The 23,376-nt window shown below is 48.9% G+C and carries 16 protein-coding genes; 6 read left to right on the top strand and 10 right to left on the bottom strand.

The window, feature by feature from the left end:
* Positions 1–101: 101 nt before the first annotated feature.
* The 3 genes from xseA (at position 102) to ACO0K2_RS16270 (ending at position 3,346) form a co-directional block, all read left to right on the top strand.
* Positions 102–1,466, top strand: a complete 1,365-nt coding sequence (gene xseA / locus ACO0K2_RS16280; protein WP_423020725.1) for an exodeoxyribonuclease VII large subunit — start codon at positions 102–104, stop codon at positions 1,464–1,466.
* Between the two features lie 213 nt (positions 1,467–1,679).
* Positions 1,680–2,258 carry a superoxide dismutase [Fe] gene (gene sodB, locus ACO0K2_RS16275; protein WP_423020723.1) on the top strand — a complete coding sequence of 193 codons (579 nt, stop codon included), beginning with the start codon at positions 1,680–1,682 and terminating at the stop codon, positions 2,256–2,258.
* Between the two features lie 215 nt (positions 2,259–2,473).
* The gene (locus tag ACO0K2_RS16270) at positions 2,474–3,346 is read left to right on the top strand and encodes a DMT family transporter (RefSeq protein WP_423020721.1); all 873 of its coding nucleotides are present in this window, start codon (positions 2,474–2,476) and stop codon (positions 3,344–3,346) included.
* A 65-nt stretch (positions 3,347–3,411) separates the two neighbouring features.
* Here the strand turns inward: ACO0K2_RS16270 and ACO0K2_RS16265 are convergent, their stop codons facing one another.
* Genes ACO0K2_RS16265 through ACO0K2_RS16255 form a run of 3 tightly spaced genes read right to left on the bottom strand, consistent with a single transcriptional unit; the run spans position 3,412 to position 5,629 of the window.
* The gene (locus ACO0K2_RS16265; protein WP_423020719.1) at positions 3,412–4,347 is read right to left on the bottom strand and encodes a hypothetical protein; all 936 of its coding nucleotides are present in this window, start codon (positions 4,345–4,347) and stop codon (positions 3,412–3,414) included.
* Positions 4,347–5,201 (bottom strand): ABC transporter ATP-binding protein, encoded by an 855-nt coding sequence (locus tag ACO0K2_RS16260; RefSeq protein WP_423020717.1) that lies wholly within the window; start codon positions 5,199–5,201, stop codon positions 4,347–4,349. Before ACO0K2_RS16260 ends, ACO0K2_RS16265 begins: the two co-directional genes overlap by 1 nt.
* Positions 5,198–5,629 carry a GntR family transcriptional regulator gene (locus tag ACO0K2_RS16255; protein ID WP_423020715.1) on the bottom strand — a complete coding sequence of 144 codons (432 nt, stop codon included), beginning with the start codon at positions 5,627–5,629 and terminating at the stop codon, positions 5,198–5,200. The genes ACO0K2_RS16260 and ACO0K2_RS16255 overlap by 4 nt, the downstream gene beginning before the upstream one ends.
* Before the next feature lie 491 nt (positions 5,630–6,120).
* Between ACO0K2_RS16255 and ACO0K2_RS16250 the strand changes: the two genes are divergently transcribed.
* The 3 genes from ACO0K2_RS16250 (at position 6,121) to ACO0K2_RS16240 (ending at position 11,682) form a co-directional block, all read left to right on the top strand.
* Entirely contained in the window at positions 6,121–8,841 is a 2,721-nt protein-coding gene (locus ACO0K2_RS16250; protein WP_423020713.1) for a prolyl oligopeptidase family serine peptidase, read from the top strand.
* 349 nt (positions 8,842–9,190) lie between these two features.
* Complete coding sequence (locus tag ACO0K2_RS16245; protein ID WP_423020711.1) at positions 9,191–10,027, top strand: HDOD domain-containing protein; 837 nt, start codon at positions 9,191–9,193, stop codon at positions 10,025–10,027.
* A 374-nt stretch (positions 10,028–10,401) separates the two neighbouring features.
* On the top strand, positions 10,402–11,682 hold the full coding sequence (locus ACO0K2_RS16240) for an MFS transporter (RefSeq protein ID WP_423020709.1): 1,281 nt from the start codon (positions 10,402–10,404) through the stop codon (positions 11,680–11,682).
* Here ACO0K2_RS16240 and ACO0K2_RS16235 read toward each other — a convergent pair.
* The 7 genes from ACO0K2_RS16235 to ACO0K2_RS16205 form a co-directional block, all read right to left on the bottom strand.
* Entirely contained in the window at positions 11,679–14,057 is a 2,379-nt protein-coding gene (locus ACO0K2_RS16235) for a PAS domain S-box protein (protein ID WP_423020707.1), read from the bottom strand. The two genes, ACO0K2_RS16240 and ACO0K2_RS16235, sit on opposite strands and share 4 nt — an antisense overlap.
* A gap of 434 nt (positions 14,058–14,491) precedes the next feature.
* Positions 14,492–16,012 carry a glycoside hydrolase family 3 protein gene (locus tag ACO0K2_RS16230; protein ID WP_423020705.1) on the bottom strand — a complete coding sequence of 507 codons (1,521 nt, stop codon included), beginning with the start codon at positions 16,010–16,012 and terminating at the stop codon, positions 14,492–14,494.
* 220 nt (positions 16,013–16,232) lie between these two features.
* Positions 16,233–17,243 carry an SIS domain-containing protein gene (locus tag ACO0K2_RS16225; protein WP_423020799.1) on the bottom strand — a complete coding sequence of 337 codons (1,011 nt, stop codon included), beginning with the start codon at positions 17,241–17,243 and terminating at the stop codon, positions 16,233–16,235.
* Positions 17,236–18,348, bottom strand: a complete 1,113-nt coding sequence (gene nagA, locus ACO0K2_RS16220; protein ID WP_423020703.1) for an N-acetylglucosamine-6-phosphate deacetylase — start codon at positions 18,346–18,348, stop codon at positions 17,236–17,238. The genes ACO0K2_RS16225 and nagA overlap by 8 nt, the downstream gene beginning before the upstream one ends.
* Positions 18,345–19,079, bottom strand: a complete 735-nt coding sequence (locus ACO0K2_RS16215; protein ID WP_423020701.1) for a GntR family transcriptional regulator — start codon at positions 19,077–19,079, stop codon at positions 18,345–18,347. Before ACO0K2_RS16215 ends, nagA begins: the two co-directional genes overlap by 4 nt.
* A 14-nt stretch (positions 19,080–19,093) precedes the next feature.
* Complete coding sequence (locus ACO0K2_RS16210) at positions 19,094–20,038, bottom strand: BadF/BadG/BcrA/BcrD ATPase family protein (RefSeq protein WP_423020699.1); 945 nt, start codon at positions 20,036–20,038, stop codon at positions 19,094–19,096.
* Positions 20,039–20,280: 242 nt separating this feature from the next.
* Complete coding sequence (locus ACO0K2_RS16205) at positions 20,281–22,953, bottom strand: TonB-dependent receptor (RefSeq protein WP_423020697.1); 2,673 nt, start codon at positions 22,951–22,953, stop codon at positions 20,281–20,283.
* Positions 22,954–23,376: the final 423 nt, after the last annotated feature.

The following is a 23,376-nucleotide window of genomic DNA, read 5'->3' as shown; positions in this document are numbered from 1 at the left end:
TTAGTGTCGGAACTTGCATTTCTTTTGACATCTACCCTCTACAATGACATTCTGATGACCATTTCACGCTTCTGTGGACAGCTTTTCCGCGTTTTCGCCTCATGAATACTGACTTTCGCTCACCAACTCCACTATCGACGCCTTCTGTCATGACAGTCTCGGCGCTGAACAACGCCGTTTCACAACTTTTAGAGCGCCACATCCCGCTGACGTGGGTTGCGGGGGAGATTTCCAATTTCACCCGCGCGGCGTCTGGACATTGGTACTTTACCCTCAAAGATAATGCGGCTCAGGTGCGTGCTGTGATGTTCAGAGGCCGCGCGCAGTATGCAGATTTCCAGCCACGCGAAGGGGATAAAGTCGAAGTGAGAGCACTCGTGACCCTGTACGCTCCCCGAGGCGATTATCAATTGAGTGTGGAAGCCATTCGGCGCGCAGGTGTTGGCAATCTGTACGAGGCTTTCCTGCGTTTAAAAGCACAATTAGCCGCAGAGGGCTTATTTGATCAGAGCCGCAAGCGCCCCTTGCCCGCTTTTCCCCGTACGATCGGCATTGTGACCAGCCCCCAGGCCGCCGCGTTGCGTGATGTGCTCACGACATTGCGTCGACGTGCACCGCATGTCCACATCATTTTGTACCCCACACCAGTACAAGGCGATGGGGCGGGTGCCAAAATCGCCCAAGCGATCGCCACGGCGGCAGCGCGTGAAGAATGTGACGTGTTATTGGTATGCCGTGGTGGAGGCAGTATTGAAGATCTGTGGGCATTCAACGAAGAAATCGTCGCACGGACGATCGCCCATTGCGCAATGCCGGTCATTGCGGGGGTGGGACATGAAACCGACGTCACGATTGTCGATTTTGCGGCCGATTTACGGGCTGCCACCCCCACGGCGGCGGCAGAGCTCGCCGTGACGCCGCGAGAAGATTGGATGGGACAACTTCGCTACCTCCGTGAGCAATTACAACGCGGACTGCAAAGACAGCTAGCAACACACAATCAAACGCTCGACTGGATGTCACGGCGCCTCGTGAGCCCCAAAGCGGCCATTGCATCAAAACGACAGTTACTGGAACAACGCGCCCAAAGTCTGCGGTATGCCAGTGAACTCCCCCTCCAGCGCTCCCGACACCAACTTCAGCAACTGGAACAACGACTCACCTCACTACGCCCCGATACGCGCCATCTGCAAAGAACTCTCGGTGAGTGGCAACGCCGTCTATCCGTGGCGCAACAACAAGTCATGAGGCACCACCGTCAAGGATTAGCAGGCTTAGAGAACCAGTTGGCACTGCTGAACCCACAACGCACCTTAGAGCGTGGCTACGCCATCGTCAGTGATCAACACGGTAAAGCCTTACGGGCAAGCAAAGCACTCCAAGCCAATAGCGTTGTGCATATCCGCTTAGCGGAAGGCAGCGCTGATATTGGTATCGCTAGCGTGCAACAAAGTCTCGCGGATTAAAGTGCTAGTTGAGCAAGGTGATTGAGCAAGGTGATTGAGCAAGGCTTTCACCACATCGAAGTAGGAAATTCTCGCTGGGTAGCTGCAAGCTTTTCCGCAAACGCTTACAATGTCTGCTTTGCAGTATGTATTTACCGTTTTTTCGGCCATTCAACTTTTCTGTCATGCTGACAGGAAAGCCGGTCACCTCTGAAGACAACTAAAGGACGCAACATGGAACATACCCTACCGGCATTGCCCTATGCACTGGACGCTCTGGCGCCACACATTTCTCAAGAGACATTGGAATACCACTACGGTAAACACCATCAGACTTACGTCACTAATCTGAACAACCTGATTAAAGGTACAGAATTTGAAAACGCGACACTGGAAGAAATCGTCAAGAAATCTTCTGCTGGCATTTTCAACAACGCAGCGCAAATCTGGAACCACACTTTCTACTGGAACGGCCTCAAGCCAAACGGCGGCGGCGTGCCAACAGGTGCATTAGCAGCGGCAATTGACGCAAAATGGGGTTCTTTCGATGCGTTCAAAGAAGCATTCACAAAGTCTTGCATCGGTAACTTTGGTTCCTCCTGGACTTGGTTAGTGCAAAAAGCAGACGGCACATTGGATATCGTTAACACATCCAATGCAGCAACACCACTGACAACCACTGACAAACCATTGGTTACTTGCGATCTGTGGGAACATGCTTACTACATCGACTACCGCAATGCTCGTCCAAAATACTTAGAAGCATTCTGGGCATTGGTGAACTGGGATTTCGCTGCAGCAAATCTGGCGTAATTCTTGGCTGAACTGGCCCCAACGCCAGGATGCATGAAAAAAACCTGCGACTGCAACGTCTTCGCAGGTTTTTTTTCATCTATGGTGCGACAAAATTATGCCAATATTGTCTTGTCACCGCCCATCAAAGCGGTTTCGTCACAACGATAATCAACAAGAGGCACTCAGCCGGCATCCATGCCGTGTTTAGGCGCCCACACAGAGACAGAGTCAGCATGCCAACATCCAGTTCCTTATTTTACCGGTCATTACCGGCTGTTTTCATTTTCATCTGGGCTTCAGGATACGTCGTCGCCAAATATGGTCTACCGTATGCCGAACCACTCACTTTTCTGAGTATGCGATACGTCGGTGTTGTGGCGCTGATGCTCCTCCTTGCTTTGGTCATGCAGGCGCCATGGCCAGCACGCAAAGACTGGCTACCCATTGCGCTGGCCGGGATCATGATGCAGGCGGTTTATCTGGGTGGTATTTGGTGTGCAGTCAAGCTGGGAATGCCAGCAGGTGTCGCTGCGCTGATCGCCAATACACAACCCATTTTGACTGCCGTCATGGGACCGCTGATTGGCGAGCGTATTCGCGGCAAACAATGGCTGGGGCTGGCATTTGGTATCGCTGGGGTGGGTCTTGTGGTCGCGAATAAGGTGTCGGTCGTTCATCTCTCGCTGACCAGTGTTGCACTCGCGACCATGGCTTTACTGGGCATGACGATGGGGACCATTTATCAGAAAAAAACATGCCCTTCGTTTGATGTTAGAACCGGTCAGGTCATCCAGTTTGGCGCATCACTCTTGGTCACTGTGCCGCTTGCCTTGTTACTGGAAACACAAACTATTTTGTGGACACCGCACTTTTTCATCGCCATGGCATGGTCCATTCTGATTTTATCCGGGCTCGGTATCTCAGTACTGTATGTATTAATTCGTCATGGTGAAGCAACCAAGGTCACGAGTTATATGTATCTTGTGCCAGCCGTCACCGCGCTCATGGCATGGTTGATGTTTGGTGAACAATTCACACTCACTGCCGTTGCTGGCATGTTGATTGCGCTAGCCGGTGTGGCACTCGTCGTCAGGCCATCTAGATAGCGCGCATAAAAAAACGCACCCTTGAGAAATTGAAGGATGCGTTTTTTGTCATGACAAACGAGCCTTTACTCGCCATGCGAACGTCGGATTTTCGAAGCGGCGAGTAACATCAGTACGCCGGCAATCACGCCTAACCAGATATCTGGCGAGGAAAATAAAGACCACGCTGGCGATTGAATACTAGTACTCAAATTCACAGCACCTGATGGGAACGTATTTAACGCTTCAGAAATATGAAATTGGGTCATCCAGTTACTCGGCACAACACTAAATAGTACCCGACTAAACAACACATACGCAGCACCACTGGTGTTCATCGCTAAGCCTAATATCTCATTGACAATCGCGAAGATAAAGTAAACCGCTGTCGGTATTAAGACCACCCACATACTGACACGGCGTACAAACCACGAAGACACCAAAATAATCCAACTCACTGTCGGTAACGCCCACGCCACATAGACGGGAAGGGTCAGAAAAAGGATTCCTATTCGTCCCCACAAGTTGCCATTAAAAAACAAAGCGTTAAATAAATAGACACCATGCATCGCACAAGCAACATAGACTGCGAGCATCGAAATCAACATCGTCACCATCAATGTGATAAACGCCATCGCTGGAAAAAAAATCAAGGCGACAACGGTCTTTGAAAGGACAACTAATTCATCAGAGATCGGTAATGATTTCCAAAATAAGATACTGCGATCCTTTCTTTCTTGCGACAGTGATCCACTCAAGTAAGAGTACATCGTCAAGGCCATCAGTAATGCAAAAATAATGACGCCAGTATTAAAATAAGCGCTCATCCCAGCATTCAAACCTGCCGCTTGAAAATGCGCAGGAGCGTTGTTCGGAAACACACTGCTACTCAACCGAAACACGCCAGTCACCGTCACCAATAAAATCACTCCCGCCAAAGCCAAGTTCGACCATACGAGCAGTGCTTTGTTCTCCCAAACCTCACGCTTCAATAACCATTTCAGGGTCGTCAGTTGTTTCATTATTTTTCTCCCTTCATTACTGCAACGAATAAATCTGCCACACTGGGTCGGTGCAGCTCTCCGAGTGGTTGTAGCAAGTCAGGTTTCACACCGTCAAATAGCATCACAGTCTTACCAAACATCATGCGCTGATCGATGGGATGCAAGGCCTGTGCTTGCTCGACATGCATCGGGCTAACAGCCACTTCAATAAAGCGCTCTTCGACGTCTTCCATACTGGCTGACAAGCGTATTTTTCCGTTTTGAATAAACAGTAAATCCGTCAGAATATGCTCTACTTCTTCGACCTGATGCGTGGTGATGATGATCGTTTTGTTTTGATCAAAATAGTCTTCTAACAAATCCTGATAAAACTGCTTGCGATACAGAATATCTAAACCCAATGTCGGCTCATCAAGCACCAATAATTTTGCGTCGATCGCCATCACCAGTGCCAAATGCAACTGCACCACCATGCCTTTGGACATGGCTTTGACTTTCATGTCCGGCGTGAGTTTAGTTTTGGCGAGATAACGTTCTGCCTTTTGGCGATTAAACTTGGGATGCACCCCTTCGACAAAATCCACTGCATCCTTTACTTTCAACCAAGCGGGCAAGATAGCGACATCAGCGATAAAGCAAATATCTGCCATCAACGCATCGCGCTGTGTGTGAGGATTCAGCCCGAGGACCTCAAGGTCGCCGTCGTAGGTTGTTAAACCCAGAATGGCTTTGAGCGTTGTCGTCTTCCCTGACCCGTTCGGTCCGATCAAACCGACGATACGCCCCGCAGAAATATCAAAACTAACCCCATCGACAGCGACCTGTTTACCGTAGGTTTTACGTAACTGTTTCGCAGAAACGACCGCATTCATTGTTGTTCTCCTTGCTCGATACGTTGTTGTGTTTTGAATTGAATATCGTCCTGAAGTGGTAACTGTTCCGTTGCAGCGTTCGCGGCTTGGACTAACGCTGCTATGTCTAATCCCAAACGGCGAATACGCGTGCAAGTGGCTGGCCATTCCTCGTTCAGAAACCGTTCCCGCTCGGAGATCATGAGCCGTGAAAAAGCATCGGCTGTCACGAACATGCCAATACCTCGCTTTTTCTCGACCAATGCCTGGTCGAGTAATTCCTGATAGGCTTTTGAAACGGTAATCGGGTTAATCTGGTAATCAGAAGCCACCTGTCTCACGGACGGTAAGGCGTCTCCTGCTTTCAGCGTCTCATCGAGAATCATCGACAATATCTTTTGTGTCAATTGCCGGTAAATCGGCGACTGATCATGCCAATCGGCTGTCATGCTGCCTCCATAAGTTGTTCCATCAAGTGCGATCAATATGTTCAATGCGATCCTGACTGTTTCTGAATCACACCACATTAGTGTTATACATAACCAACACACCATATCACTATAACGCACTTGAGATGAAACACAAGTGATTGTTGCTTAAAAACCATGAACATTGCTCGGCAACAGAAAAAATGAAAAAAATTTTCCATATTTAAGGTAAATTCGAGGAACTTAAGATCATTACGCTGAGTCAACTTGAGGCCACATCACCCCGCCAAGATCAGTCGCTGACGGCAATATGAACGCTTCATTCACTGATGCAGCGTCATGTGCCTGGTCACCAACACAGCGATAGCAGCCAAAGTGGAACTATCGCTATTGCTAAAGATTGCCTTTGCATGGTGAGGAGGTAGTGATGTGATCGTGCAGCCGCACCGTTGCGCCGCAGTCCACGCTGTTACAACAATTATTCGCTAAAAAAGCATTCCCGGAGCCAACCTATGTCCCCAAAAATGATTACCCTCAGTATTGCGCTTGCTTGCTCTGGCGCACTGGTGAGTCTGACGCCACATGTTGCTGTCGCCGCTTCAGATATCGCTAATGGAAAAACCGCCACCACGGTCATCGCTAAAATCAAACCTTCAGAATTAACGCTGGAACAAGTCTTTCGCGCTAAGTCTTACACGGGACAACAAGCTAAATTTTTGCATTTCAGCCACGATGGACGTTACCTGGCTTATGCATGGAATCCGTTCGGAGAATTAGGCGCCGATTTATATGTGTACGATACACAGACTGGTGTGAGTAAACGTATCACCTCGCCACTCGTGATGAAAGCCTTTGATGCACCAGAGGTCTGGGACCGTTTCGAGAAAAAAGAAAAACAAAAAAATAAAGAAGAAGCTGAACGTCAGGCAAAAGCAGAGGCGCAGGCAGCATATTTGCGGGGTGAAAACGTCAACCTGAAACAGTGGGAAGAAGCAGACTTAGCGCAAATCAAAGTTGAATTGGCAGAGAAGAAAGCCAAGGAAGCCGCTAAAAAAGCAGCAGCCGATGCCGAGGCTGCGAAAGAAAAAGCAGCAGAAGCTGCATCAGCAACAACATCCACAACGGCTGATGCCAGCGATAAAAAAGAAGACAAAAAAGACGATAAGAAGGACGATATTAAAGAAGCGAAAGCAGACGCAGACAAAGAGATCTGGGAACTGCGCGATGAGCTGAAAAAGAAAAATGAAAAAGAAAAACTCAAGCCGAGCGATCTCTATCCTGGCATTGAAAATCTCGTCTGGGCTAATAAAAAGAACGAGTTGATTTTTGAATACCGTGGCGACCTCTTCCGCCTATTTGCCGATAGCGGCAAGATCGAACGCCTGACGCAAACAGACAAAGCCGAACGCATCGTTGCCTACAACGCAGACGACAAAGGCTACATCTACATGGATGATAAAAGTCTCTATAGCGCCAGCTTTGATCACAGCGCCATTCGTCAGCTCAATCGCGAGTTGATCCACCCAGACGACGCCGACAAGAAATACAAGATCGTCAATACCGTCCTGAGTGAAAACAAACAATGGATGGCGATCTCTGCCGAGGCACCAGACATCAATCCAGAAACAGGGAAAGTGAATCCTCCGTCTGAGCGCAAAGTAGAAATCATGGACTATAACGGGCGTTTCGCGACGGCGAAAAAAGTCGATCGTGAAGTGGCGGATGATAAACGAAAAGTCTTGCCAACAGCGCTGTACATCCGTCGCGTCAGTGACAGCAATGCGCGCCAACCGGAACCTGTCTTTACCAATGAAGGCGGCGACGTTTGGTTTGAAATGAGCGATGTGACGTGGGCAAAAGACGGCAGTCGCTACACCTTTGCGACTTGGGAGCGTGAGAAAAATTTATTGCGTGTCTATGTCGGTAAAGCCGATGAGAAAAGCAAACCGCGTATCGTCTTAGAACGCCGTAACAATGTCGGTCACGAAGTGGTCGATGTGATCGCACCGCAGTTCACACCCGATAGTCAACAACTTATCGCTATTTTGGATGAACAAGGTTTCCGCCAACCCTACGCGATCAACACAGAAACGGGTGCTGCGAAGCCCTTGTTAAAAGGGGATTTTGAAGCGCATCACATTGTCGGTTTTAGCCCTGATAGTAAATCGATGTTTGTGTTGGCAAACAAAGATGATTTCGCTGCGATGAATGCATATAAAGTCGACCTCGCCAGCGGTACCATGACCGCATTGGGCAAAGCAGGTGATTTCCATCGCGCGAGCGCGTTGGCCGATACGGGTACGGCATTAGCGAGTGTTGCTGGTCAGTGGTCGAGCCGTCCCGAGCTGAAAGTCATCGATACGAAAACAGCGAAATCAACCACCCTGACTCAGAGTAACGATCCGCTGTGGAGTGCCGTTGATATCATGCACCCGACCCGCTTTAGCTATCCAAATCGTCACGGCGATATGATTCAGGCTTATGTCTTCAAACCCGAAGGATGGAAAGAGAGTGATCAGCGTCCTGCGATTGTCTACACCTATGGCGGCCCATTGGGTACTCGCCACATTATTGAGACCGATAGTTTTCAGCCGACCGCTTACCTGTTCGGCATGTATATGGCAGCAAAACACGGCTACGTCACCGTCGCCGTTGATCCACGTGGTCATTCCGATTATGGTCGGAAGTTTAGCGATGCCAACTGGGAGCAGCCTGGAAAACCACAAACGGAAGACTTAGAGGATCTCGCGAAGTATATGCAACAGCACTTCGGCGTTGATGGTCATCGCATTGGACTGACTGGCTGGAGTTTTGGTGGATTCCAAACGCAATACACGATGTACACCAGCCCAGATACATTCGCTGCAGGGATCGCGGGTGGCGGACCAACAGAGTGGGAAAACTACAATAGCTGGTACACAGGACGCACTCTCGGAAAAACAGAACGCAATAAGTTAAGTTTGCGACGCTTCTCACTGCTGCCGCTGACGTCAGGTCTGAAAAAACCGTTGATGCTGGTCCATGGCATGCAAGATCCTAACGTGTTGTACCAGGACACTGTGAACGTCTACCGTGCTTTATTGGAGAATGGTAAAGAGCAGTTAGTGGATCTTTTCCTGGATCCAGATGGCGAGCATGGCATGGGTGGCGCTATTAAAGCGAAAGCATGGCACAAGAAATATGAAACATTCTTTGTGCAACACTTAGGCGAGGGAAATCCAGCGTCCAAGTAAGAAACCACTGGCACGATCGATATCAAAACAGCGCTCCGGCGCTGTTTTTTTTACCAAAAAAGTTTGCAAAAGTTTAATAAATATGTCACTGTGACACATTCCCCCGTTTCACTACTTCAGCAACATAGGCACGCATTCATAGACCGAGCATTTGGATAAACTCCGCCATTTTCGCTGAATTGCTTTGCAAAATGACTCCATCTCCTTCTTATATACCTGACAATCTTTTTCGATTAAATCATAAAAAAGTTGCCTTACGGAATTTTTATACTACCCTATAAAAGCGTCAACGAATAATTTACAATTTTTAACATTATGACCAGTTATCTGGTTTGACAGGAGAAGCGCCATGGATCGCTTAGCTATTTATAAACAAATTGCTGAACAAGCCAATCAAGGCGAGCTGGTGTTTCCGACACATGTCGAAGAAACATTGAAGTTAAAACGTATCCTAGATAACCCAGATTGCCATTTAGAAACAGCGGCCAAATACATCATTGCAGACCCGCTGTTGTCGGCGAGAACGGTAGCGCTGGCCAATTCAGGCGCATTTAACCGTTCGGGAATGCAGGTCAATAATGTGCCCATGGCGATCAGCCGCATCGGATTTCGTACCGTGAGGACTTTGGTGAGCGCCACCGTCGTTCGGCAACTCGGAAGTCAGTTACGTGATCCTGTCTTAGCAGCAAAAGCAAAAGAATTATGGGAACATTGCGCCCATGTCGGAGCGCTGGCACAGGTTATCGCAAGGCACATCACCAAAGTCGACCCTGACACCGCGATGTTCTCTGGCATTGTGCATGAAGTTGGCGGCTTTTATTTGATCTCACGTGCCCAAGAGTTTCCCGGATTACTCGATGAAGAAGCGGAAATTTGGGGTGAGTATGGCGAACGCTTAATTGGTCGCGGCGTCATGAAACAGCTCGGCATCCCCGCTCATGTGATGACCGCAGTAGAACAATTGTGGCATGGTACTTCCGCTACACCACCGAAATCTCTGGGCGACACACTCACGCTTGCCAACGATATCTCGCCGTATGTATCCCCTCTGCACGAAACAATGGGATTGAGCACGAAACAATTTGCAGCCAGTGTTGATTTCATTGTCGATGATTCCACACTGCAAGAGATTCTGAATGACTCGCAAGATGAAATCGAGTCGTTATCGGCGGCATTGCTCGTCTAAAGACATCAGCGAAAATAAATTTTTTCCTATTGGGGAGGGAGCATACCAGTTAGTTAAACTGCATGATTTCCACAGAAAAAACAACACACCGCCACCCCATGCGGAATACCATTTTTTCTTTCAACACGGCACTTTTCGTCCGAAAAATGTACGCCCACTCCCTTGCTCACAAAACACTGGCACTTAAGTGGCATTAAAAATATAAAACCAGTTGACCAGTCCAGATGGCACTAGTATGTTCTGCTGCTAAGGATTGTGATGTAAGCAACAAGGAAGCAACGACTTCTTATTCGCTGGCATCACAATCACGTACCCCAAGAACAACCAATCATGGGGACGACAAACAACCATGCAAACATCGAAGAGACACGGTGATGACCACAGAATTAACGACAAACACGCATCCAATGCGCTGGGTGCCAACCCTTTATCTGGCTGAAGGATTACCTTTTTATGCAGTGGCACTTGTCGCTGGCTTAATGTACAAGAGTCTCGGTGTTCCCAATGAGGAAATTGCCCGCTGGACAGGCTTAATTGGTTTTGCTTGGGTTTTTAAGTCGCTCTGGAGTCCATTTCTTGAAGCGGCCAGCAGCAAAAAACGTATTGTCGTGGCGTTTCAACTGATGGGTGGTATCGGTCTAGGGCTAGTCGCTTTATCGCTCCAACTTCCCACTTATTTCGCAGTGAGTATTGCCTTGCTAGGTATGGTCGCCATCGCCTCTGCGACACATGATATCGCTGCGGATGGTTTGTACATTGCCAGCCTGAGTCATCAACAACAAGCGGCTTATGCGGGATGGCAAGGCGCGTTTTTTAATGCAGCGAAGTTTATCTCGCTGGGTGGGCTCGTGATTCTGGCGGGGCGACTCGAAAAAGAAATGGATGCACAGCACGCTTGGATGATTATTTTCGGCATTCTGGGCGTCATGCTGACATCCCTTGGGATCTATCACAGCTGGAGTTTGCCTGGCACTAAAAATACCAACACAAAAGCCTCGATGCGCGATGTGTTCGCGACACTGGGAGATGTGATCGTTGATTTCATCAGAAAGCCTGGCATCTGGCTTGCCATCGCTTTTATTATTTTGTTCCGCGCTGGTGAAGGTCAGATTCAAACGATTGGACCGCTATTTTTGCGCGATAGCCGCGAATTGGGCGGTTTGGGTCTGAGCACCGATCAAGTGGGCGTGGTCTACGGCACCGCCGGTACGATTGCGTTTTTAGGTGGCAGCATCCTCGGTGGCTATTTTGCATCTTGGTTAGGCCTACGGCGTGCGCTACCTTGGTTAATCGTCGCGATGAATTTACCCAATCTCGTGTTCTTTTTCCTCAGCAGCACCCTTCCAGACAACATGAGTATCGTAGCGACCGCTCTCAGTATTGAAATGTTTGGCTACGGCTTCGGTTTTGTTGGCTTGATTTTATTCATCATGCAGGTTGTTGCCGTTGGTCGATATCAAACGGCCCACTACGCGCTCGGTACCGGTGTCATGCAATTAGGAATGGTCATTTTTAAAATGATTAGCGGTGATATCCAAGTCGCATTGGGTTATCAGCATTTTTTTATATGGGTACTCATTTCGGCTATTCCGGTCTTAGTCCTCACCCGTTTCGTCAGGATCGTTGATACCAGTAATGAATCTCAGGTCCTTTAATCTTCTTGTGGCGCGCTGACCGGGAGGTCGATGGTAAATACGGTTCCCTTACCATAAATACTATCGACCTTTAAATGACCGCCCAAGGTTTTAGTAGCAATATTATGGACGATATTTAAGCCTAATCCAGTTCCACCACGTCCTAATTTTGTCGTATAAAACGGATCAAAAATACGCGATAGATGATCGTTTTCAATGCCGACACCGTCGTCACTAAACAGTATCCGTACGGTATCGGCATCGATACATTGCGCCGTTAAATGCATTTCTCCCTGATCTTTTCCGTCAAAGGCATGGGCGACGGAGTTCGTAATCAAGTTCGTAATAATCTGCTCTAATGGGCCTGGATAACTATCGAGGACGATGCCAGCCGGTACCTCGTAGGTAAATCGGAACGGTGTCATTCGTAACATCGGACTCAACACGGCTGCAACGTCGACCAGAATATCCAAGAGGTCAAACGATCGGCGCTGATCGGTCACCTGATCCACAGCAACGTGTTTAAAGTTATTCACCAAATCACTGGAGCGATGCAAGGCGCGAGCAAGAATCGCCGTCCCTTCGTCGGATTCGCGCAGGTAGTCGCTCAGTGTCGATTTACGCAACTCACCATCGACAAAGAGCTGATTGACCTTTTTCGTTTTCTCGCGCAAAGTCGTCGCCACCGTCAAACTGTTGCCGATAGGCGTATTGAGTTCATGGGCCACGACAGCAACAATATTTCCGAGCGCTTTGAGTTTTTCTGATCGGACTAATTCATCCTGTGCTAGCTGCAATTTTTCCATCGCCAGTGCGAGATCATCGTTGGCTTTTTTAAGTTCAGCCGTACGCTCATTCACCCGCGTTTCCAACTCATCGTTCAATTGCCGCAACGCCGCTCGCGCTTCGATTTGGGGTGTGATATCGCGGGCGATGCCTAAAAAGCCCACGACATTTTCAAACTCATCACGCATGGTAGTGACGACCAGCGATACGTTGATGCGTTTGCCGTTTTTGTGAATGTAGGTCCAATTGCTGACCTCAGATCCGGTCTGCACTGCGACCGCGGTAAAAATTTCAATGCCCGAAATATGCCGCGAAAACTGCTTTGATAATTGGCGACTCCTCTGACGCAACTCTTCACGATCGTGGAAAGGTGCTGGCGTTAATCGTCCCACAAATTCATCCGCACTGTAGCCAAGCATTTTCTCAGCACCGCTGTTAAACATCGTGATTTTTCCATAGACATCCGTGGCGATAATAGAGACCTCTGAAGCAGCGTCCAAGACTGCCTGTAATTTTCGACGGCCCATCTCTACTTTGATTTCTGCTTCGAGTCGTTCAGTAATATCTTTACAGATGGTGACAACGTGCGTGACGCCGTCGATATCGAGTAATTTTGCGGAAAGAAGAATGGCTTTGACTGCGCCCTCTTTGGTCGATAACGACGATTGATAATCGCTAATTACTCCCTGCGCAAGAAGCGTTTTTACCCACCGTTTTCGACGCTCTTTATCCACCCAAATGCCCATTTTGATACTAGTCTGCCCCACGGCCTCTTCACGACTATACCCCGTCATGCTTTCGAATCCCGCATTGGCGTAGACGATCATGCCACTCTCTAAGTGGGTTAAGGTGAGGTAATCAGGAACAGCCTCAAAGACAGATTGCAGTCGCTCTGCTGTTTCGCGCTGTTGTTGTTCGCTGCGTTTTAACGCCAAAATATCGCGGGCCAGTTGCTCTCCCATGATATTGAGCGCACGTCCCACGGTACCAACTTCGTCATTACCTGTATGGGCAATGCGTAAATCGTATTCACCACGCGAAATGGCATTGGCAGAAATTTCTAATCGTTTCAGGTTACGAGTCAGCCACGTACCCAGCAAAGCGATAAAGACAAAAGACAAAAGAATTTCCGCCGCAGCGATCAATACTGATTCATCCAACAGCCGCGCGCGTGCATTTTTCACAAATTGGGTGTTCACACCAAACCGTAATTCACCATAACTAATACCGCCCAGGCTAACTGGGACATGTGTATCAATACGGGTGTCACTCGGGGGAAGATAAAACTGATTCAGCGCCGTAGGGGCAGCGCCCTCCCAACCATCGGCAGCAACCAAGCGTTGATGCGTGTCATAGAGTAAAAAATAAACAATGCCATCTTTGCTACGGCTTGCATGAAAAACATCGGTGATCGCGACATAATCTTCCTGCGCCAGCGCCGGTGCAATGGAGGCATTTAACAAGACTGACACTTCCTTGAGCCGGAGATCGACCAATTGCTGCATGTGCGTTTGATTGAGGCGCAAGCTATTGGACACGAGAAAGCTCAGCATCACCACTTCTACCAGCAGGCTGCCTAATACTAATTTCCATCGCAGCGACAATCTCATGGTCATCCTAGTCACCTGATCACATCAGGTCGATATTGATCTTATTTATATAAACTTCTTGGCTGGTCCGGTCTTTTTCTCAATACAGTACCATGAGCGACTGAGGCGTGACTATCGAGAAAAACACACAAAATGCAGAAAAATACCGCTGTATTTTAAATAGAATCTATGTTTATTAGAAGCAACATCGGCAGCGACTGAGCGCTATGTAGAGTGGAAAGGGAAAGATGTGTGGAGGATCCAACAAACAAACAATTTACCCACATCGTATCAAGCAGCATCTGGCGTTTTGCCGACTTGCTATGTTGATGAATATCGTACAAGGTGCTCGTAAAGACGTGGGTTCATTGTGGTACTTTGTGGCTCGTTAAATGCGGAGACTCAACGGCACATATTTTTATCTTTTTGTATTTTGCTCTTTACTGGTAAGAGGATTAGTCAGTAGCCACTCCAGCGACGGGTATCTTCCCTTCCGCGCTAACGTCACCTGCAAACCACGCCCGCGCAGCATCCACTGCTGGCGGAGCGAAACCGTAAGTGAGTAAGGCGGGTGCTTCGATATCGAGCATCTGGAACGGGTTCCAGAGGACAAGATGGAGATCTGGCCGCCACGTCTCTCGTACGTGTTGGCTATAGCGAATACGGACGGTCGATGCCAAAATCACAAAGCGATCATCCTGAGGCAAGGTCGACCAATCAAATTGATTAGCATCGGTAAAACAGACGGTCTCGACGTCATACAAACTACGCAACATCGCGCTGACTTTTTCTGCCGAAATACCAGCTTCAGACACACCATCACTCACCACATCCGCGCTGATCACAAGGCGTACTCGACTTCCCCTTGCAGGAGCAACGGGTTGCCCAATGGTCGTCAAGCCACGTTTCCATGCGGTCGACATGAGAATACGATCAGCCACTTCCGACTGATAGGCAGCGGATTGGCAGGGATACGTATCCGTCAATTGACGCACTCGTGCAAGACGCGCCAGCACAGCCTCTTTCGAGATTTGACCACGCGCGATGACTTCAGTAATGGCATGTAAAGTTTCCCTCTGTGTCTCTGGGGTTCCCAATGCCATGACCAAATCGGCACCGGCTTGTAATGCGTGAACCGCCGCATTGCCGACACCATAGCGTCCGGCAATCGCATGCATATCCATTCCATCGGTAATGACGACGCCTTGGTATCCCCATTGCTCACGCAATAGCCCTGTCAAAATCGGCTTGGACATGGTCGCAGGATTGTCTGCATCCAACGCGGGATAAACGATATGCGCTGTCATCATCGCAGGCGCATTGCGAGTCACCGCAATCTGAAATGGCGCTAACTCTAATGCCTGTAATTGGGCTAAGGATTTATTCACCGTTGGCAAATCACGGTGAGAATCGACATTGGTATCGCCATGTCCTGGAAAGTGCTTTACACAACAAGCGACACCTTCAGACAAACTACCATCCATCCATGCCAAGGCAAGTTCACTCGCACGCACAGGATCAGAACCAAAAGAGCGTTCAGAGATGACAGGATTATCGACGTTGTTATTCAAATCTAAGACAGGCGCAAAGTTCCAGTTAAAACCGAGAGATTTCACACCACGCGCCACCGCAGCACCGATTTGATAACACAACTGCGGATCATCACTGGCCCCCAGCGACATCGCCGCAGGTGGCTGTGGCACCCACGTCGCACGCACAACAGCCCCACCCTCTTGATCAAGTGCAATCAGCGATTCAGGTCCCATCACGTCGCGCAAATCCGAGGTCAGTTTTTTGAGCTGGATTTCATCCACCATGTTGCCACGGAACAGACAAATAGCGCGGATATGATGTTGCTTTAAATATTGCGCAGTCTCTGCATCCAACTGGGTTATCGGCAAGCGAATCATCACTAATTGCCCTGCCAATTGCCGCGCTTCATCGAGGCTCATCACATAGGGTGTTTCTTGCGTCATCTCACTGCTCCATCTGTACTGCGTACAAAAAAAGGGGGTATTCTCAAGGTGTGCACGATGAGTATCGGTGCAAATTGCATCAGACACCCATCGAATTACACATACTCCCCATTATCAAGAAAAAATTCGCTGCTTAAACAAGACCAGTCAATGTTGATAATGAAATACTAGTGGGAGTATCTATGAAAGAGTTAAAAAAAATAGCGATACCAGTTGCTGCTTAATTTGTCTTTGTCACTTTACTTAAATGACGCGGCTTATCGGGATCCAGTCCACGCGCCACTGACAAATGTGCTGCCATCACATAAAACGCTTGGATAGCGACAATCGGATCGAGATCCGGCGTCGCTGCGACAGGCAAGGTCAAATTACGTTCTTTGATATTGTCTGGCGCTGCTAACAAGACATGCGCACCTCGTCCACGCATTTCTTCGGCAAGCTGAATCAATCCCGCTTGAGCAGGGCCACGTGTTGCAAAAATCAACAGCGGGTAACCATCATGAATCAATGCCATTGGGCCATGTTTAATCTCCGCACCACTGAACGCTTCTGCTTGAATAACGGATGTTTCTTTAAACTTCAAAGCAGACTCAAGCGCCACCGGAAAACTAATACCGCGTCCAACAACCATAATCCGTTGCGCAGGGCTCAGCACCTCAAGTGCAGACGACCAATCAACTTGCGTCGCTGCGGTCAACGCCTCCGGCAATTGCTCGATGGCGACTAAGAACGCGGCGTCATTTTGCCAATGTCCCGCTAAACGTGCCCCAGCGACCAACGACGTAATGAAACTCTTGGTCGCGGCAACACTCAGTTCTGGACCGGCATGCAAAGGCATTGTCCATTGTGCTGCGTTCGCTAAAGGAGACGCTGCATCGTTGACTAAGGCGACGGTGGTTGCACCATGTTGCTTGAAATAAGAAATCGGCTCAACAACATCAGGGCTTTGTCCCGACTGAGAGATCGCGATCGCCAAGGCATCTTTTGCTTGTAAGGGTGCCTTATTCAAGGTGATGAGCGACATCGGTAACGATGCGACGATTCTACCGAGTCGTTGCATAATCAAATAAGCGGCGTAATTGGCAGCGTGGTCTGAGCTGCCGCGGGCAACGGTGACAACAGAGGTCGGCGGATGCGCGCGCAGGTAAGCACCCAGCTCAGCATAACGGTCGCGTTCTTGCGTTAATTGTTCAGCAACACGTTCGGCCGAAGAGCAGGCTTCTTTAAGCATTTGCGAGGTCAATCTTTTCTCCTTCTACATAGACAGCAATGAGGTTGAGCTGAGAATCCAGCACAACGAGGTCGGCAAACGTACCCACCGCTAAGCGGCCACGTTCAGTTAATCCGAGATAATCTGCAGCATAGGTAGAAACGCGCTTTGAAGCGTCCTCGAGATCGAGTCCAATACTGACCAAATTGCGCAATGCCTGATCCATCGTCAAGGTGCTCCCAGCTAAGGTGCCATCCTCAAGACGCACACCTCCCAAACACTTGTGCACGACTTGCCGCCCGAGCATATATTGCCCATCTGGCATACCAGACGCCGCGGTAGAATCAGTGACGCAATACAAATGCGGAATCGCACGCATCGCCGCTTTAATAGCACCAGGATGGACATGCAACAAATCCGGAATGATTTCCGAAAATTCTGCATGCGCGAGCGCAGCGCCAACCATTCCCGGTGCACGGTGGTCGAGACGGGACATCGCGTTATACAAATGTGTGAAACCTTTCGCCCCATTCTTCAGTGCAGCCACACCATCCTCATAGGTACCAAGGGTATGGCCAATCTGCACCTGCATTCCCATCGCGCAAAGCTCGCTCACGAGCTGCAAATGCCCTTCAATTTCCGGTGCGACAGTAATCAATTTAATCGGTGCAATCGCATTGAGTCGCTTGACCTGCGCCAGCGATCCGACATCCGCGAAATCAGGCTGTGCGCCGAGTTTGCCGGGATTGATATACGGCCCTTCGAGATGCACACCCAATACCCGTGCGGAGCCAGGCACGCGTTGACGTATCGATGGCTGAATAGCCAACAACGCCGCTTCAATATCAGACATGGGCGCAGTCATTGTCGTTGCCAACAAACTCGTTGTACCGAACTGCGCATGCTGACGCGCGATCACTTCGACAGCATCACCCGCTTCCATCGTATCTTTACCACCCGCGCCGTGCACATGCAGATCGATAAAGCCAGGCAAGATCACATGATCAGTTGTCGAGGATGCGGCACTCGGTTCGATGGACGTGATCCGTTCTGAAAATTGGATGTTGCCTTCGACCCAGCCTGTGGCGGTGAGTATTTTCCCTTGCAGTTGTTGATTCACACTCATCTGAACAACTCCGCCACAAAGTCATAATAGTCACTGCGGCAATAAGAGTGCGATAACTCAATCGCTGTTCCGTTGGGTAAGTAACCGACACGTGTAATAAAGAGCATCGCTGCGCCTTGTTTGATGTCCGCGAGTCTCGCCTGCTCTGGCGTCGCATTCACTGCGCGGATGTGCTGCAACGCACGGGTAGGGGCAACGTGGTGCGACTCCAGATAGCCATACAAACTATCGGTCACCAATTTAGGATTAGGCATATACATTGCTGGGATCGTCGTGCTTTCGATCGCCATCACGACATTGTCTGCGGTCCGCAAACGCTTGAGTCGTGAGACAACCGTATTCGGCGATAAGCCTAGCGATAAAATTTCTTCTGGTGAAGCAATACCTGTCTCACGCGATATCCAACGGGAACCTGGCACAAAACCACGTTGACGCAGCTCTTCACTGAAGTTTGTCAGCCGTGATAAAGGCTGTTCTAGCTTAGGGGTGATATAGGTACCGGATCCATGCTTACGGGTCAACAAACCACGCTCACACAACATATCAATGGCCTTGCGGGCAGTGACACGAGAAATTTGCAGCACATCCGACAGCATCCGCTCAGAGGGCAATGCTTCGTCTGGTTGCCATTGACCACTATGAATGGCGTTGGCGAGCTTGTTCGCTAATTGAAGATACAGTGGCGTCGAACTATCACTGTCAGGTTTAAAATCGTCCAGTTGTGTCAGCATGATTGTCTCTCTTTTTATATTTTTTTCAGATGATGTTGAATCAGGATCACCGCGCCCCCCGCCGAATCGCGCAACGGCCGTTGTGCACGTTGCTGCAATGTTGACGGAAGGTACGGATGTAACACATGCGCAAGACCACCACACAAGGCAATGGGTAGTGCACCGGTGGGATCAAGCGCCATCGCCATGATCTCCACCTCACGCCCCGCTGCCAGCAACATCTCGCGCGCTTTCTCGTTCTCTGAAGCAAACTGAATCACGATCGGCGCCAGTGCAGCGTAACGGGTCTGATTAGCAGCAGCCAGCCAATTAAACACGGCATCCTTCTCACCACCGCAATGCGCCAGAAGTGCTGCAGAAAACGCCGTTGCCGTTTGACGTCCATCGAGCGTGCGTTGCAGGTAATTCATTGCATGGAGCCCTATCCATGCACCGCTGGCTTCGTCACTCGCTGGGAAGCCCCAACCACCGACCTCCCGGCGCTGGCCAGTCGCGAGTAACACTTCCCCAACACTTCCTGTTCCAAGCGCAATGACGGCGCCTGGTTGTCCATTATGTGCGCCGAGCAAAGTTGTGTACGCATCCGTTTCGGCAATCAGTTCACGAAACCCAGGGTTGAGTCGAACAAATTCCCCAGCCCATTGCACATTGTTCACGCCGGCCAGTCCGCAACCAATCGCCAAGTAATGCAGTGGCGGCACAGGGATGCCTGCATGATCGAATGCCTGCTTCATCGCATCCAGAATGGCGTCCCATGCCTGTTGTCTGCCATGAACCAGACCAGATGGTCCACCGACACCTCGGCCTAATTCAACCCCGTTTTGATCCGCTAACACCACTCGCGTGCCAGTACCGCCCCCGTCAACACCAATCAGGTAATGGATGCGTTGGTTCTCGTCTGCATCGGCATCATCATGAGGATGGCTCAATGTTGCCTGCGCTGTCTGTATTTTATTCATTGATCTATTCATTGCGACCGAGATATCCGAACCGCATTTTACATTTGAAGTTCTGTTAAACTAAAGAACCTGACTGTAAAGTTTTTTTATAGTGGTTGTCAATAGGTATTTAAGTGGTATTACATAGAATTACAACGTCGCCCTAATACCTCTTCACGGTAACACGCGTTTTTCAGGAAAAAAAATGGCGGAGCAGAGAATGCTCCGCCATTGTATGGCTCACAAATCGAAGTCAGTATTGATTACAGCTTGGCACGAATACCAAAGTAAATCTGACGACCGTTTTTGTAGAATGCACGAGGCTGGTCTGGTGTCGATGCGTAGGATTTCAGCATCGGATCGTTCAGATCTTTGCCTTCCATTGTCAACGTGATGTTGTCAGACACAGTGTATGACAGCGACGCTGAAACAGTACCTACACCTTCTTGATAAATCGCGCTGGCACGATCCAAACCATTGAGGTAAGTCGAACGGTAGCTGTAGCCGATACGGGCATTAAACTTATTGTTTTCGTAGAATGCGCCTAAGTTGTACGAATTTTTCGACGTACCAACCATACTGCAGTCACCCGTCGTTGCACAAGTCGATCCCGCTGCATTGCCCGTTTCTTTACCATCGGCGTAGGTGTAGTTCGCATTCACGCCAAATCCATGGCCGATATCCTGAACGTAGGCCAATTCAAGACCTTTGACCTGTGCAGACGTATTCTCAGCAGCACTCATGTTGTAAGTAGTGTACTTACCTTGTGAGTTATTGTAGTAAGTTTGCTGATAAGAACCGTATGTGACATACGAGGACATATCCATCACAAATACGCCGGCCGATACCATGGACTTCGGTGCGAAATACCATTCAACACTCGCATCCACATTATTAGAACGAATCGGCTTCAGATTAGGATTACCACCAGTACCTGTTTGTTGAACGTCGTTTAATGCCAACGCTGCCAACTGACCAAATTCAGGTCTTGCCATCGTACGGCTGATCGCCAAACGACCAACAACATCCTTATTGATATCCGCACGTAAGTTGAAGCTTGGCAGAATATCTTTGTAGCTATTGTCACTAACGATTGGATGCCATACGGTATTCGCAGAAGCATTCTCTACGTGTTCTTTTGTGTTGACAAAACGGATGCCGAAATTACCGGAGTAACGATCCATGTTGTAATTTGCCATGACATACGCTGCCTGCGTATCTTCTTTCAGATTGAACTCATTCTGATAGCTGTGGCTGTTAAAGGCCACATTCTGATTTGCCCAAGCATCAACCGAACCACTGGTATAAGCCCAAGTGTTGTTGAGCACATTTGGCAAACTAGAGTTCATGGTTGTCAAACCAGTTGGACCAGATGCTGGCCCGCCAGAGCTATTGAGGTTAGTAAAGTTCCCTGCGAGATAAGTCAAATCACGTGTATGCGATGCAGCACGGAATCCAAAATTCACGCTATTCACGAAATCGCTATTGGACTTCCATGTGCCGTCGATTTGACCATAGCTTTCTTTATCATTGGTCGTGATATCGTCTGCCCAGCTACCGCCAAATGGATTGGTTGGACGGTAGGAAATTTGATTTGAATTAGGAATAGTGATTTGCGCTGGTTGGCTATCACCGTACAGATTATAGCTACCACCGTTGTAGGCGCTCCATACTTCTGCACCGATATCGCGGGTATGACCGATGCCCGTTGTTTGACCGGCTTTACCAGCAAAACTCAATGCATCACTCGCTTTATAGTTCACATCGAGGTTAAAGAACTTCGATTCAGAATAAGAACCTGAGCGTGTTGCATTATCAGTCGCTGTACTGGACATGTTAGAACAGTTCAGGGTTGCAGGACATGTGCTAGGGAACGCGATAGAGGTGATGGTATTACCAACAATCGTCCATGAGGACGGCTGCACGCCACCCGATGAAGACCAGCCGTTAGTCAACATGGAGTACGGTGTGAACATGGTGTTCGTCAATGAATTCGACGCATCCAAACGGCTATAGAAACCAGATAAATCAACCGTCAGATTCGGGCTCACCTTGAACTCGGCATCAACCATCCCACCTTTGCGTTCACGCTCTTGCTGGAACTGGGAAGTACCCGTCAACATAGAGATATTTTTGCCAACGACTTCGGGATGTGCCTTGATCCAGCCTGAGCTATCATAGCCAGCCTGCATTTTGTCCCACCACAAAAATTCTTGACCATCACGTTTGAGGCTGCGTTTTTCGTCGAATGCCTGTACCAATAAACCGAGCGTACCTTCGTCATTTTTTACGTTAACCAGGCCGCTTAATTGACCATTTGTTTTTGCTGGAAGACTAGAATAAACGCCTTCGATCGTGCCTTCCGCTGTCACTTGCTTTTTGAATGCAAGCGGCTTGCGTGTCTCGATATCAACAGTACCAGCAGCGCCACCTTCAATCAGATCAGCTTGCGCACTTTTATGCACGGTAACGCGACCGATAATTTCGGAAGGGAACAACGAGTAGCTCACACTACGGCCACCGCTTTCCACGTTAGAGATATACCAGTCACCACTAGAAATCGAGTGACCATTCAGTGTCGTTAATGTGTAAGCCGATGGAGTACCCTTCATGGCGACGCGATCGTTTTCACCGAAGCCACCTTCTGTACCACCTGCAGTTGCCACACTGACGCCTGGAATGCGCTGCAATGAGTCAGCGACGTTTTTGTCAGGCATTTTGCCCACATCTTCCGCTGTAATCACTTCAACCAAGGTATCGGCATTCCGTTTTTGGTTGATCGATTGCTGCATAGATGCACGGATACCAGTCACGACAACTTCTTGACCTTGCGACTGATCCGCTTGTTGTGCTTGTGCTGCCATCGATGCGCCCAGAACCAGCAAAGCGACGGCTGACGCGATTGGTGTCAAACCAGATGTTGAATTACGTTTCATTTACTCCCCCAAGATTTCTATCAATCAATTTTTTGTTAAAACACGCTCATTTACCCAAAGAACAAGTTCTTATTGACGCAAAAAAACACCAGCTGTTTTACATCGAGCCAATCCACTTAAATGCCACTCAAACACTGGTGTGTATGTGCCCATACCAGCATCTATCTTGACTTCAAGAGGATCAAGCGAATGGAAAATGCACTTCCACTTTGTCGCCCCATCCATTCAAAAAGCAATGAATGCACCCGTATTCATCATGAGATTTAGCTCTTTTTTTTACTCATGCGGATTCGAATTTCACTGACTTAAATTGATTAAAATCAATTAAAAATCCTTCAATTCATTCGAATGAGGCTCACTTTAAGGACGTGAAAAGTGGTTGTCAAGCGGTATCTACGTGGTATTAACATGCGCTATATTGGT

The sequence above is a fragment of the Undibacterium sp. MH2W genome (assembly GCF_049340215.1).
Taxonomy (GTDB): Bacteria; Pseudomonadota; Gammaproteobacteria; order Burkholderiales; family Burkholderiaceae_D; genus Undibacterium.
The sequence above is the reverse complement of the archived record's forward strand: the minus strand, read 5'-3'. Positions and strand labels throughout refer to the sequence as shown.

Excerpts from the sequence above, each read along its gene's own strand:
- xseA (WP_423020725.1), top strand. The coding sequence starts at position 102 with ATGAATACTGACTTTCGCTCACCAACTCCACTATCGACGCCTTCTGTC.
- sodB (WP_423020723.1), top strand. The coding sequence starts at position 1,680 with ATGGAACATACCCTACCGGCATTGCCCTATGCACTGGACGCTCTGGCG.
- ACO0K2_RS16270 (WP_423020721.1), top strand. The coding sequence starts at position 2,474 with ATGCCAACATCCAGTTCCTTATTTTACCGGTCATTACCGGCTGTTTTC.
- ACO0K2_RS16265 (WP_423020719.1), bottom strand. The coding sequence starts at position 4,347 with ATGAAACAACTGACGACCCTGAAATGGTTATTGAAGCGTGAGGTTTGG.
- ACO0K2_RS16260 (WP_423020717.1), bottom strand. The coding sequence starts at position 5,201 with ATGAATGCGGTCGTTTCTGCGAAACAGTTACGTAAAACCTACGGTAAA.
- ACO0K2_RS16255 (WP_423020715.1), bottom strand. The coding sequence starts at position 5,629 with ATGACAGCCGATTGGCATGATCAGTCGCCGATTTACCGGCAATTGACA.
- ACO0K2_RS16250 (WP_423020713.1), top strand. The coding sequence starts at position 6,121 with ATGTCCCCAAAAATGATTACCCTCAGTATTGCGCTTGCTTGCTCTGGC.
- ACO0K2_RS16245 (WP_423020711.1), top strand. The coding sequence starts at position 9,191 with ATGGATCGCTTAGCTATTTATAAACAAATTGCTGAACAAGCCAATCAA.
- ACO0K2_RS16240 (WP_423020709.1), top strand. The coding sequence starts at position 10,402 with ATGACCACAGAATTAACGACAAACACGCATCCAATGCGCTGGGTGCCA.
- ACO0K2_RS16235 (WP_423020707.1), bottom strand. The coding sequence starts at position 14,057 with ATGAGATTGTCGCTGCGATGGAAATTAGTATTAGGCAGCCTGCTGGTA.
- ACO0K2_RS16230 (WP_423020705.1), bottom strand. The coding sequence starts at position 16,012 with ATGACGCAAGAAACACCCTATGTGATGAGCCTCGATGAAGCGCGGCAA.
- ACO0K2_RS16225 (WP_423020799.1), bottom strand. The coding sequence starts at position 17,243 with ATGCTTAAAGAAGCCTGCTCTTCGGCCGAACGTGTTGCTGAACAATTA.
- nagA (WP_423020703.1), bottom strand. The coding sequence starts at position 18,348 with ATGAGTGTGAATCAACAACTGCAAGGGAAAATACTCACCGCCACAGGC.
- ACO0K2_RS16215 (WP_423020701.1), bottom strand. The coding sequence starts at position 19,079 with ATGCTGACACAACTGGACGATTTTAAACCTGACAGTGATAGTTCGACG.
- ACO0K2_RS16210 (WP_423020699.1), bottom strand. The coding sequence starts at position 20,038 with ATGAATAAAATACAGACAGCGCAGGCAACATTGAGCCATCCTCATGAT.
- ACO0K2_RS16205 (WP_423020697.1), bottom strand. The coding sequence starts at position 22,953 with ATGAAACGTAATTCAACATCTGGTTTGACACCAATCGCGTCAGCCGTC.